Raw genomic sequence first — 13,751 nt, forward strand, 5'->3', positions numbered from 1 at the left:
CACTTACGTCCAATTTGCGGCAGTTTCAATCTGCTGCTCGTCTGGAGCAAATTTTAGGCTCCGTACATGATACTAATAATGATTTTTCTTGGTCCGCGGCCATCGAGCGTGATGAGAAGGAGCAGTACCCTCAGCGTGCTGTTGACTTTCTGAATGCTGTGGGCATGAACCGTTTTTATGTACCTTCAGAGCTTGGAGGTCGCATGGAAATTGGTGAAGAGTTGCTATATCTGCATCGCGTGCTGGCACGACGTGATCTAACAATCAATTCGACCTATAGCACTAATGCTTGGTCTGTGATCGTATGGATCGGCGGTAATCCTAATCAATGCCAAAACATCGCTAGTCGGATTTTGAGTGGTGCAGCACCAGCGCTTGCTTATAGCGAGAAAGCGCATGGGGCCGATCTATTATCTAGTGAAGTAACTGCACAAGCTGCCGAGAGTAAGTACGTCTTAAATGGCGAAAAATGGTCAATCAATCGTGCGACTCTAGGTGACTCTTTAAGTCTAATTGCTAAAACATCAGATGATCGTGGACCGCGTAGTCTGAGTGCATTTTGGCTTGATAAGCGTCACATGGCTTCTAAAGGAACCTATAGCCTGAACCGCTTGCCAACGGTGGGTATGCGTGGGCTAGATATTAGCGGTATTGGCTTTAATAATGCTGAAATTCACAAAGATGCCCTGATCGGTGAAGAAGGTCAGGGATTGGAGCTTGGACTCAAGACGCTACAGGTGACGCGTGCATATTGCAGCAGCTTCTCTCTAGGTGCGGGTGATACGATGCTACGCATCGCGACCGAGTTTGCTATCGAACGCGAGTTGTATAACAAAAAAGTAATAAGCATTCCGTTGGTGCGTGAGCAACTTGCTACAGCTTATGCCTATCTATTAGCAGCTGAGGTGTTATCACTCGTTGGTGCGCGCGGGTTACATGTCTGTATCAATCAGTTCAGCACATGGTCACCTATCATCAAGGTACTGGTACCTGAGTATGTAGAGTCACTGGCCAAAATTACTTCCTCAGTGCTTGGGTCGCGTTTTTTCTTAAGAAATGCATATGCTGATGGAATGTACCAGAAAGCTTTCAGAGATCATCTGATCGTTAGTGTATTTGACGGCAGTAGCACCGTCTGTCTAGACAGCTTAAGTTTTCAACTCAAATCTGCCAATAAAGGACGTAGCAAAAAAGCCGACCATCTCGACCAAGCCGAAGCTAAAGCACGCTATCGCCAGTTGTATGACTTGCAGGTGGAAACCGACGCTATTGATTTCCGCGAGCTTGAGATTTTCAACCGAGATGGTGACTTGGTGATGGAGTCACTGGGAACGATCATCGAGATGCTCAATGATGCTGACGTTACAGTGGGATTGACTGCTGAGACCCTGTTCATGCTACGTGAGCGCGCTGATCAGCTTCTTATCGAGCAGCGTACGCTAGATCAAAAAATCCAAGATTATTTCTCAAGTTCAGAGGCGGCCAAAGAGTTTGAAACATTACGTTTCAGCTTGGCCCGCGACTATGCCGAGCTGTTTGCTCGCATTGCTGTGCTGGGTTTTTGGGTCTTTAACCGTCATGGCTTAAGACCTGCTTTGCAGGATGGTGCATGGCTGATCATTTTCCTAAATGCTGCTGAAGGGCAGACGTCCCCTCCAATGACATCACTACGTGAAAACACATTGGCAGATCTGCTAGACCGAATTTCAAACAACCATATGTTATCTGTCATCGATTTTGCACTGGCACCGCGTGATGCCAAACCGGTTAAAGAGGATATTACCCCATGAACAAAGATAAAGCTTACTGGAGCGAAATCATTCGTACGCTAGTAGCCAAAGAAATGCGTGTAGAGCCCCAGACTCTTGATCCACAGCAAAAATTTACCAGTTACGGTCTTGATTCTATCGTCGCTTTGTCGGTGTCTGGGGATCTAGAGGATCTAACACAACTGGAACTTGAGCCGACACTACTATGGGATTACCCAACCATTAATGCGTTGGCTGAATATATCGTTTCTCAGTTGGAGCAGGGAGTTGCTTCGTGAACAACCTTGTACGACTGGAACCTGCAATTCTATCGCGCCATGCGATTTCTGCAGAACAGCTCGGCATCTGGTATATCCAGCGGCTTGAGTCAACTTGCAGTGCCTACAATATGGTGGTGGCCTTTGATGTGAAGGTCAACCAACCGTTGGGCAACAAGCCGATGGAGATTCTAGAGGCGGTAATGCATGATTATCCGCTGCTGCGTGTAAGCATGCCTGCCAATGATCAGGGTATTGAGCAACTTATCTGGGATCGTATCTATCCTAATATTATCGTGTCGGATGCCCGCCATGTCGATGCATCTGATTTGACGCAATTAGTCGAGCAGGATACGAAGCAGCCCTTTGATTTGACCCAGCCACCGCTATGGCGTATTCATTGCTATGAGCGCGGTCAAAATCACTATGTGATTGCGGTTGTGATTCATCATGCCTTAATGGATTTCTGGTCGATTGGTCTCTTATTGCGTGATGTCTGCAAACGTTTTGGACTAGTTACAGAGTCAGACGTAGTGAACGGAATCGAGTTTGCACAGTATGCAGATAAGCAGCAGAGTACTGCGATTGACGATGCTGATGAGAGTCTACTTTTCTGGAAAAATGCGTTACAACATGCACCACACGTGCATAGCATTCCGCTTGATTATCCTCGTCCGGCTGTGCAGCAACATAAAGGCAGCTCACTGGTTTTCCGTGTGCCTGAGTCAGTGTCGTCTGGTCTTGTGAACTTGGCGAAAGATTATGAGATCACGCTGTTTGGACTCGTACTATCTGGCTTTTATATCCTGCTACACAAGCTATCGAATGAAAATAATCTTGTTATTGCCACACCAGTAGCTGGTCGACTTGAACGTTCTCTGCGCAATGCACTGGGACAGTTTGTCAATACGATTGCTATTCACATGGACATCGATGCTGATCAGACTTTACGTCAATTTACACAGCAAGTGCAGGAACAATTAAGACAAAGTCTCAAGCATCAAAAAGTTGCCTTTTCTAGAGTGGTTGAGGCTGTTTCACCAAAGCGTGATGGCAGTATTAATCCATTGGCACAGGTGGGAATGTTCTGGGAACGTCTAGGCGGCATGGATGAGTTTAAAGAACTACTTTTGCCAATCCAGACTCCAGCGATTTTGGTCGGCCAAGAGCTGACGTTAGGAAGTTTTCCAGTTCGCCAGCAAGAAGGTCAATTGGATCTTACGCTGGAAATGGGCGGTGAGTATCAAGGCGAACTCGTTGGCGTACTGAAATACAACTCCGAGCTATTTTCTGCACAATCTGCCGATAATATGGTGCAACTGCTGCAAGCTATACTATCAGAAATGGTGGCTCATCCTGAGCGTAAGATCGTTGAGTTAGATATCGCACCTGATTATAAGGATGGTATCCAGTTCGATGCACTACGTGGACAGACTACTGATTATCCTCAACATGATCTATTAGGAATGCTTTTAAAGCAGATCGATGAGCGGGGTGATCATCATGCTTTGACCTCGAAGGATCATGCGGTTAGCTATCGTGAGTTAGGTCAACATATCGCTGGTATTGCTGAATATTTGTGTGCGCATGGCGTTACCCGTGGTGATCGTGTAGGTCTGATGTTAGATCGCACAGCTTTATTGCCAGCAGCAATCCTCGGGATCTGGGTGGCAGGAGCAGCTTATGTACCGCTAGATCCTAATTTCCCAAGTGAACGTTTGCACAACATCATCGAAGATGCTGAACCTAAAGTCATCTTAACTCAAACCGAGTTGATGGATGCTCTTAACGTTTCTGTGCCGCGTTTAGATATCAATCAAGCTGGCGTTGTGCCCCTTGAGCAAGTGCGCGAGACGCTGGCCTTTGGTGAAACCGCTTATGTGATGTACACCTCTGGCTCGACAGGTAAGCCTAAAGGTGTGCGTATTGGGCATCCTTCAATCATCAATTTCTTGCTATCTATGAATGATAGATTGCAAGTAACGACTGAGACTCAGTTGTTAGCAATCACCACTTATGCATTTGATATTTCAATTCTTGAGTTACTGATTCCACTGATGTACGGCGGTGTAGTACATGTTTGCCCACGAGAGGTATCACAAGACGGCAATCAATTGGTAGATTATCTAAATGCTAAATCTATCAATGTCTTGCAGGCAACACCTGCTTCTTGGAAAATGCTCTTAGACAGTGAGTGGAGCGGCAATGTAGGGTTGACTGCACTCTGTGGCGGCGAAGCGCTAGATACTATTCTGGCAGAAAAACTGCTGGGTAAAGTTGGCTGTCTCTGGAATGTTTATGGCCCGACTGAAACTACGGTATGGTCAAGTGCGGCTCGTATCACTGATGCAAAATTTATTGATTTAGGCGAACCACTGGCGAACACCCAGCTTTATGTCCTTGATGAACAGCAGCGTTTAGTCCCGCCAGGCGTTATGGGAGAGCTTTGGATTGGAGGTGATGGTCTGGCAGTTGATTACTGGCATCGACCTGAACTGACAGATGCGCAATTTAGAACTTTGCCATCTCTACCAAATGCTGGTCGACTCTATCGCACCGGAGATAAAGTCTGTCTGCGTACGGATGGACATCTGACTCATCATGGACGTCTAGATTTCCAAGTCAAGATTCGTGGATTCCGTATTGAACTAGGCGAAATCGAGAATGTTCTCAAACAGATCGACGGTATCACAGACGCAGTTGTGTTGGTTAAGACGACTACCAGCAATGATCAGAAACTGGTGGCCTATTTAACCGGACATGAGATTGACATTGCTAGTTTGAAAAAGACGATGCAAATCCATCTACCAGCTTACATGGTGCCAAATACGTTTATTACATTGGACCAGTTTCCAATGACGGCTAACAATAAGCTAGATCGTAAAGCGTTTCCTGAGCCTGTGTTTGAGCAAAGCAATGATTATGTTGCGCCACGTGATCCGATTGAAATTGAACTCTGTACTACCTTTGAGCAGATTTTGTCGGTTAAACGGGTTGGTATACATGATGACTTCTTTGACTTGGGTGGACATTCGTTACTGGCTGTGAAGCTTGTTAATCACCTCAAAAAAGCATTTGGTACCGAACTATCAGTTGCTTTGCTGGCCCAATATTCCACTGTGGCGAGTCTGGGCGAGATCATTCGTGAAAATAAAGAAATTAAGCCTTCCATCGTAATTGAACTGCGCCGTGGAACTTACGAGCAACCGCTGTGGCTCTTCCATCCAATTGGTGGCAGTACCTTCTGTTATATGGAACTTTCGCGTCATCTCAATCCGAATCGTACCTTGCGCGCTATTCAGTCTCCTGGACTGATTGAAGCAGATGCTGCAGAAGTGGCAATCGAAGATATGGCGACGCTCTATATTGCTGAAATGCAAAAGACACAGCCTGAGGGACCTTATTTCCTTGGTGGCTGGTGCTTTGGCGGTGCGATTGCATACGAGATCAGTCATCAGTTGCGTCAAATGGGGCAGCAGGTCACAGGGATTGTCATGATCGATACCCGAGCTCCAATTACAGAGAATGTGCCTGAAGATGCCGACGATGCAATGCTTTTGTCTTGGTTTGCCCGTGATCTGGCTGCACCTTATGGTAAGAAGTTGACGATCCCAGCGCAATACTTGCGTGAATTGAGTCCAGATCACATGTTTGATCATGTGCTTAAAGAAGCCAAGGCCATCAATGTTCTACCTCTAGATGCAGATCCATCAGATTTCCGACTTTACTTTGATACCTATTTGGCGAATGGCATCGCACTCCAGACTTATTTCCCAGAGCCTGAAGATTTTCCGATCCTCTTGGTTAAGGCTAAAGATGAGCTGGAAGATTTTGGCGAAAGTCTAGGCTGGGACCAACTGGTCAAAGACACATTTACACAGGTGGATCTGCCTGGTGACCATTCATCAATTATGTACGCTGAGAATGTCGTGGCTGTTGCCCAGACAATTGATCAGATGTATCCAATTCCCGCATAAGAAATACAAGAAGGTAGAACCACAATGGTGACCATAGAACATGCTTTCCTCATACCGGCCGAGATTGACAAGGTTTTCAACTATCTTGCAAACCCGGCCAATGATGCAGGCTGGCAATTGTCGTGTAAGCATTCTGAACTGCTAGACAATACTCCGCGTGTGGGCAGCAAGTACGAAATCGGTTTTAGCTTTATTGGACGTGAGATGTCCTTTAAAGGTGAAATCACCCATCTAGTACCGAATGAATTGTATGCGTTTAAAGTAGTGGAAGGACCTTTCCATTACACAGGTACTTACCGCTTCAAACCACATCCAGAAGGTACATGGATTGAGTGGGTATTTGAGGCAGAGCCAGGTAGCTTTTTTGGTGTATTGCCCCCAGCGCTGCTAAAAAAGATGGTTCTTGCCCAGTTCAAGAAAGACGTTGCTAATCTTGAAGCATTGGCTCAGAAGGGCGAAGCCTATGAGTCGGTTGGTAAGCAGACGCACGAGACCAATAAACCACGCCGTAAGACTCATCAGGTGATGGAACAATATGCGCGTTGGATTCTCAAACATCGCCGTATTGTACTGACGGTGGTGATGCTCTTGACGGTTGCACTGGCGTATCTCGCATCTGGCGTAAAAATTATTATTGATCCAGATGCGCTTGCGCCCAAAGGACATCCTTATATCACCTCGACCAAGCTGATAGAAAAGAAATTCGGCTCCAAGTACATGGTCGTGATTGGTATTACACCGAAGCAGGGTGATATTTATCAGCCGCAAGTGTTAGAAAAAGTCAAACGTATTACCGAAGAAGTGGATAATGCACCGGGTGTGGTTCGATCTACTCTGATGAGTCTGGCTGCACGTCAGGCCAAAGGGATCACGGCCAATTCGGATGGATTTGATGCCAAGAAACTACTGCCGAACAGTTCTGTAACTGAAAGTGATGTCGATCAGCTGAAAAAACTGCTGGCACTGAATCCAATCTACATGAATTCAGTCGTATCTAAAGATCAGAAAACTGCTGCTATTTTGCTTGAGCTTGAGGAAAGTCCAGAGGGCTTCCAAAAGATGATGGGCCCAATCAACAAAATCGTAGCGGCTGAACAGTCTAAGGATATGACCATCAGTGTCGGCGGCAATCCTGTTTATTTGGATAAAGCCGAAGATTACTCTAAACGGATCAATATCTTGTTCCCGATTGCCATACTGGTCATTGGGTTATTGCACTTCGAAGCATTCCGCAGTAAGCAGGGTTTGATCCTTCCACTCGTTACAGCTTTACTGGCTGTGGCATGGGGTATGGGTATAATGGGGCTGTTCAAACAGCCAATGGATATCTTTAACTCTCCTACACCTATTCTGATTCTGGCCATTGCGGCAGGGCACGCCGTGCAGTTGCTCAAGCGATACTATGAAGACTTTGATCGACTGACTGCCCAAGGTATGGAACCTAAAGCTGCGAATAGCGAAGCCGTGGTGCAGTCTATGGTTCGTGTTGGTCCGGTTATGATATTGGCTGGCGGAATTGCAGCGGCTGGATTCTTCTCGCTGTTGACCTTTAATATTCCGACCATCCGTTCATTCGGTATTTTTACAGGAATCGGGATTATCAGTACGCTGATTATTGAGATGACTTTTATTCCTGTACTTCGCTCGATGCTACCACCGCCTTCGGTTACCAAGGTCGCACGCAAAGGTTTACCGATCTGGGACTGGATTCCAAAACGCATTGGCGATGTCATTTTGTCAGTTCGTCCGCGAATGATGCTAATGACGGTGATTGCAGTACTGGGCGTCTTTCTTGCTATTGGCACAAGCCGTATTGTGGTAGATAACGATAGCCGTAACTTCTTCTCGCGTGACCTACCAATGCAGCAAGACGACAGATTTTTGAATCAGTCTCTTGGCGGTACAAACAGTCTCTACATCATGGTCGATACAAAGGTTCGTGATGGTATTGAAAATCCAGAAATCCTAAAAGCGATTGATAATACAGAAAAGTTCGCGAATTCAATTCCAGAGGTCGGTAAAACCATCTCTATCGTGGACTATATCAAGAGAATGAATCAGGCAATGAATGCCGATCAGCCACAGGCATTTCAGGTTCCAGCAACCAAAGATGTTGTTGCTCAGTATTTGCTGTTGTACACAATGTCTGGTGAGCCGACTGATTTTGAATCTTATATTGATACGACTCAGCGCTATGCCAAGATCACGATTCTGTTAAAAACAGGTAGTAATCACCGCATCAAAGAAATTCTTGAGTCGCTAAAAACGTATATGGCGGGTCAATTGGGCGATAAGGCTGTTGTAAGCTTTGGTGGTGATGTGACTCAGACCATTGCTTTGACTGAAACAATGGTTCACGGCAAGCTTATGAACATTCTACAGATTTCATTTGCCGTATTCTTTATCTCAGCGCTAGTTTTCCGTTCGCTCTCTGCGGGATTGATTGTCCTGACACCACTTCTATTCTCGATTCTTGCGATCTTTGGTGTGATGGGCTGGCTCGACATTCCGCTCAATATTCCGAACTCCCTCATCTCGGCCATGGCTGTCGGTATTGGTGCAGATTATGCCATTTACTTCCTCTATCGCTTGCGTGAAATCTTGCGCGAAGAAGGGGGCGATATCAAATATGCTATTCGTAAAACTTTAAGTACTGCTGGTAAGGCTTCGCTTTTTGTCGCGACTGCGGTTGCTGGTGGTTACGGTGTGCTGTCCTTGTCACAAGGCTTCCATGTGCATCAATGGCTAGCGATGTTTATTGTGATTGCGATGCTTTTCAGTGTATTTGCAACCTTAATTATGGTACCTACAATGATTCTAATGTTGAAACCTCGTTTTATCTTTCCCTCAAATAAGAAGAACATTACTGTTGCACAAACTGTTGTGACAGGTCTCTTGTTAGGTACTGCACTCACCATGTCAATGCCTAAAACATCTTATGCAGATGAAGTTCAAGACATTGTTAATCGTAGTGATGATGCTTCTAAGTTCCTGAGCTCAAGTGCTAGTGCCAAATTTGTGCTGACGTCTAAAAGTGGCGAGCAACGTGTGCGTCTGACTAAAAACATGACTAAGCTTGCTGGGAATACTCAGAACAATATGCGTTTGACCGAATTCATCTCGCCTGCAGATGTACAAGGAACCACGACGCTGTTGATTGAGAATGCAAAAGGCAGTGATAGCATGTTTGTCTATTTGCCTGCATTGAAAAAAGTACGTCGTTTGGCATCAGCGAATAAGGGCGATGCTTTTATTGGTACGGACTTTAGTTATGGTGATGTACTTGGCTATAAGTTAAGTGACTGGAAGTATACGAAACTGGCAGATGGCAAATTTAATGGCAAAGATTGCTACATGATTGAAGCAACGCCAATTAATAATACGGTGAAGAGTGACTTTGGTTATAGCAAACGTCGCATGTGCATACTCAAAGACAACTTTGTTACAGCAACCATCGACATTTGGGATACAGCAGGTAAGCCGTTAAAACATATTGAGTTCACGGATATCCGTCCTTACGGCAAAGTGAAACCAAGATGGCAGGCCATGAAATCTATGGCAAAGAATCTGCAAACTCAGCATATGACACAAGTTATCGTCAGTGATTTTGTCGCAGAAAAAACCTTATCTGATAAGATTTTCTCACCGCAGAGCCTTGAAAAATGACGCAAGGTGCCTATTGGGTATTTGCATGCTGCAGTAGCTTTATGCTACTGCAGCATGCTTATGCAGATGACAGCGAAATTAGTTTTGTGAGCCAGAACTCAGCCAGATTAGATGTGTGGTCATCGGATCGTGATCTAAGCTCGTTAAAAAACATTGGGCAAGCAAGTTTCTGGTCCAATGGTACGCTCAAGTTTAACCCTGAGTTTAAGATCCATTACGACATAAATATTGGAGACGAAACGGACCATACTGTAAACCCAGATCAGGTAAGTAAGGTGAATCGCAACTTACGTGAGTTGTACGCATCTTATAACTGGGATCAGACGTTTTATCTCGACGTTGGTCGCCAAATTGTAGTCTGGGGGAGAGCTGACGGGATTAATCCAACGGATAACTTATCGCCCCGTGACTATACGCGTCTAGTGCCAGATGAGACAGATCAACGTCTTGGAAATGATGCTCTCAAATTGACGTATATTCCTGAATCTGGAACCAATAAATGGACCGCACTGTGGTATCCGCGTAGTCGTTCAGATGTGATTCCATTACGTCAGATTTCTGGTGTTCAGTATGACATAGACCGTAAGAGTCGTCCTGCGTTTGCAATGCGCTGGGATTATTCCGTAGATGGTCTGGATGTTGGGGCATCGTATTTCTCAGGTTTGGATCATATGCCCGATCTGTCAGTTCTTTCAGCGTCTCCAACAGGAGGGGCAACATTGCAACTGAAAAATAATCCGATGTCCGTCTATGGCTTTGATTTCAGTTATAACCATAACGATCTCGTGTGGCGAGGTGAAGCTGCGTATACAAAGACAGACTCGGATGGCAGCGAAGATCTTTCACATAAGAAAAATAATTTAACTGTGGTCATGGGACCGGAATTGTCATTAAAGAACTCCACGCTGAGTTTAGTAGGCGTGTACAAACATACGGAGGACTTTAGATCTGCCGACAGTCTAACAAATCCATTATTGAGAGAAGTTTACCGTTATCAGCAAACAATCAGTGACCAATATGAGCAGGATCAGTATGGAGCTATGCTGCGCTATGCACTTAACTTGCTGAACGATAATCTAAAGCTGGAAGTAACTGGATTCTATTTTGCACCAGAGCCTAATGAATTGTTGAGAGTACGTATTAATTACAACCTCGATGATCACTGGCAGTTGAATGCAGGTGGAGATCGCTTCTGGGGTAAAAATGATACGGTGTTAGGACAATTTAGAGATAACAGTCTGGTGTATGCCCAGATTCGATATATTTTTTAAGATAATTCGCTCCAAAACAATGCTGGAGTGCCCAGTCCCTAATAAGGTGATTTATGGATAATTTAAATAACGCAAAAAAAGATAATTTTTCACGGAAGACCATATTAGTAACAGGTGCAGCAGGTTTTATTGGCAGCAGACTGATCGTTGAACTTTTACGCGAAGGTCATCAGGTGATTGCTGCGCTGCGTAATGCTGCAACCAAGAAAGATAAGCTGTTAGGTTTCATTGCAACACAAGGGTTAGTTGATCCCTCTATTTCGTTTGTCGAATATGATTTAAGCCGTGACTTTAAGCTGGACTCTCTGCTAGCGGATGCTCAGGCAAAGATTCATGTTGTCTATCATCTTGCTGCATCATTTAATTGGGGCATTAGCAAAGCTGAAGCAGAGCGTACCAATATTAAATCAGGACTCGCTTTGATTGAATGGGCTGCAACATTGAAGCAGCTTGAGCGATTCATCTGGATTGGCGGATATCGTGTGGCTGCTCCACCGCAAGAATCGGCTGATCAGTTGTATTGCAAACATGGTGGCTATGAGGCTTCGAAAATTTTGGGTTACCAAGCTTTCATTGAGGCCTGTAAGCGTTTAAATGTGCCATGGACTGCAATAAATCCAGCGACAGTCATTGATGGTTTCTATACATATGGCGATATGCAGTATATAGGTGTCGCTGACATGATTGATAAGCTATATCAGGGCCGCTTGCTGGCATTGCCAGGTGGGCGTGACACATTCCTGCCGCTGTGCAATATGCAGTATATCGTGAGCTTTCTGATCCGAACGATGTCTTATCCTGAGACCATTGCTCAGGAGTATATGTTGCTTGATCCTGCGACACCGAAATTTCATAGCCTAGTTCATCTAGCTGCCGAGCACTTGGGAGTCAGCTCACCACATTTACAGGTACCCAAAGTTCTATTGGAGAAATTACCTGAGGTATTACTTGATGGTTCTAAAGAGCAACTCTCTTTCATTTCTACCGAGCACTATCATGTTGCTGGGGCAGAAGCGATGGCAGCGAAGATGGGCATTGTGGACCTGATCAATATCAGTCCTTATTTTTCTCGCTGGATTGATCGCTTGGTTCTTACACGTTTTGGTCGCATGCAAGTACCTACACCTAGTGGTTTTGGCTATCAGAGTCGATATTGGACAGAAATTTATACTAAACAGCCAGTTAAATCAGAAAAATCATCTGCACTATTTTTACATGGGATTCCATTCGATAGTGCATGCTGGTCTCCAATCATCAATAAAATTACATATGATCAGGTGGCTATGATGGACTTGCCGGGACTTGGGCATTCAGGCAGTTATGAGGTGGTGGAGGATAATAACCGTCAGTTTATCGACACTGCTGCAAAGGTTTTAGCGCCAAATAGTGTTGTTATTGCACACTCGCTAGGGTGTCTCTTTGCATTGAATCTTGCAAAGAAATATCCAGATAAAGTTGCACGCCTTATCCTCATATCGCCTTATTTTGTTCAGGCGCAGGCCGCTAAAATGCTTCAGATACAAGCCATATCAAATCTGATTTTCCGTTTTGTGCCAAAAGATGTGATTGCTAAAGACTTGCATCCAGATGGGCAACAGAATCCGGCGGTTGGTTATGCGATGGATTCATTACGGAGAGTGTCGGTAGCCAAGCATATTAGTGAGTATATGCATCGCATTAGTTTGCCGCAGCAGCGTGCAACTCAAACAGCTTTGCTGGATGAGCTTCGATCCAAAGTTGAAATCGTTGTGGGAGATAAAGACCCGATGGTTACTACAATAAATCCTGATATCCCTGTACATATCATAGCTGATGCAGGTCATAATCCACACGTCACACATATAGATGCGGTATATGACTACCTCGCGCCAGTTCTGACGAAATACATCAGCACTACAGCTTCCTAATGCCTGATAATGCCCAAGTACAGGTTTATGTCTGCCCAGTTTCACGGGTACCACAAGACCATTTGGTATTGACTCATTATCTCGGCTTTCTTAGTTCGGCAGAGAAGCTGAGATATGATCAATATCACCCTAAAGCGGCTCGTCTTTTCTTGATCTCTCGTGTGTTAGTGAAGTCTGTGTTGGCAGATAAACTAGGTATCGCACCCTATGAGGTCAACCTCCAATTACATCCTAACGGCAAGCCTTTTGTACAAGGCAGCAAGGCTGTGTATTTTAATCTTACTCACTCAGCAGACGTTATTATCCTTGCTGTGACTGAAGAAGGGGAAATAGGAGTCGATATTGAACGAGTAGATCGTGAGTTCGATTGGACGCGTGTTGATAGTGTGTTAGCACCAAGTGAAATTGAATGGATTAAAGAGAATGAACTGATTGATCCATTCAGTGTATATCCGCGGTTTTTTCAAATATGGACTTTAAAAGAGGCTTATATCAAATGTACTGGCGAAGGAATGAGCCGTCATTTAAAAATGCTCAACTTTCATGTGTTGTCCGAACGTATACAGTTTCTCGACTCAACCAATAATGCTCAAAAAACAGAAGAGTATTATTTTGAAAGCTATATCTATGATTCTAACTTCATCTTTTCCATATGCTTACAGCAGAGCCACAATATAGAATGCTTTAATTTGGATTGTTTTCAATTATTACCATTCATATCTATGCATCGGATAACCCCAACACTTTGCAAATATAACTAGATTAAATCACTCCAATAGATGATTTTAAAAGTATAGATATAAAGAAATCAAAAGAAAAAAGCCCCAGTCTTTCGACTAGGGCTTTTTAAATTTGGAGCGGGAAACGAGACTCGAACTCGCGACCCCAACCTTGGCAAGGTTAT

Annotated in this window: 7 protein-coding genes; all 7 read left to right on the top strand. The window is 44.7% G+C overall.

Features of this window, described 5'->3' with window-relative positions; genetic code table 11:
• The first annotated feature begins 14 nt into the window (after positions 1–14).
• From RMB03_RS10450 to RMB03_RS10480, 7 genes are read left to right on the top strand one after another with little or no spacing between them, the layout of a single operon-like run.
• On the top strand, positions 15–1,790 hold the full coding sequence (locus RMB03_RS10450; protein WP_311075926.1) for an acyl-CoA dehydrogenase: 1,776 nt from the start codon (positions 15–17) through the stop codon (positions 1,788–1,790).
• Positions 1,787–2,047: an acyl carrier protein gene (locus tag RMB03_RS10455; RefSeq protein WP_056483985.1), complete on the top strand. Its 261-nt coding sequence runs from the start codon at positions 1,787–1,789 to the stop codon at positions 2,045–2,047. Before RMB03_RS10450 ends, RMB03_RS10455 begins: the two co-directional genes overlap by 4 nt.
• Entirely contained in the window at positions 2,044–6,003 is a 3,960-nt protein-coding gene (locus RMB03_RS10460) for an amino acid adenylation domain-containing protein (RefSeq protein WP_311075912.1), read from the top strand. Before RMB03_RS10455 ends, RMB03_RS10460 begins: the two co-directional genes overlap by 4 nt.
• Positions 6,004–6,027: 24 nt before the next feature.
• Complete coding sequence (locus tag RMB03_RS10465) at positions 6,028–9,669, top strand: outer membrane lipoprotein-sorting protein (protein WP_311075913.1); 3,642 nt, start codon at positions 6,028–6,030, stop codon at positions 9,667–9,669.
• Positions 9,666–10,940: a porin gene (locus RMB03_RS10470; RefSeq protein ID WP_311075915.1), complete on the top strand. Its 1,275-nt coding sequence runs from the start codon at positions 9,666–9,668 to the stop codon at positions 10,938–10,940. Before RMB03_RS10465 ends, RMB03_RS10470 begins: the two co-directional genes overlap by 4 nt.
• A gap of 53 nt (positions 10,941–10,993) precedes the next feature.
• The gene (locus RMB03_RS10475; protein WP_311075918.1) at positions 10,994–12,847 is read left to right on the top strand and encodes an alpha/beta fold hydrolase; all 1,854 of its coding nucleotides are present in this window, start codon (positions 10,994–10,996) and stop codon (positions 12,845–12,847) included.
• Complete coding sequence (locus RMB03_RS10480; protein WP_311075920.1) at positions 12,847–13,608, top strand: 4'-phosphopantetheinyl transferase superfamily protein; 762 nt, start codon at positions 12,847–12,849, stop codon at positions 13,606–13,608. Before RMB03_RS10475 ends, RMB03_RS10480 begins: the two co-directional genes overlap by 1 nt.
• The last annotated feature ends 143 nt before the right edge of the window (positions 13,609–13,751 follow it).

Source organism: Acinetobacter sp. V91_7 (assembly GCF_031799075.1).
In the GTDB taxonomy this organism is placed as follows: Bacteria; Pseudomonadota; Gammaproteobacteria; order Pseudomonadales; family Moraxellaceae; genus Acinetobacter; species Acinetobacter calcoaceticus.

Excerpts from the sequence above, each read along its gene's own strand:
- RMB03_RS10455 (WP_056483985.1), top strand. The coding sequence starts at position 1,787 with ATGAACAAAGATAAAGCTTACTGGAGCGAAATCATTCGTACGCTAGTA.
- RMB03_RS10465 (WP_311075913.1), top strand. The coding sequence starts at position 6,028 with ATGGTGACCATAGAACATGCTTTCCTCATACCGGCCGAGATTGACAAG.
- RMB03_RS10470 (WP_311075915.1), top strand. The coding sequence starts at position 9,666 with ATGACGCAAGGTGCCTATTGGGTATTTGCATGCTGCAGTAGCTTTATG.
- RMB03_RS10475 (WP_311075918.1), top strand. The coding sequence starts at position 10,994 with ATGGATAATTTAAATAACGCAAAAAAAGATAATTTTTCACGGAAGACC.
- RMB03_RS10480 (WP_311075920.1), top strand. The coding sequence starts at position 12,847 with ATGCCTGATAATGCCCAAGTACAGGTTTATGTCTGCCCAGTTTCACGG.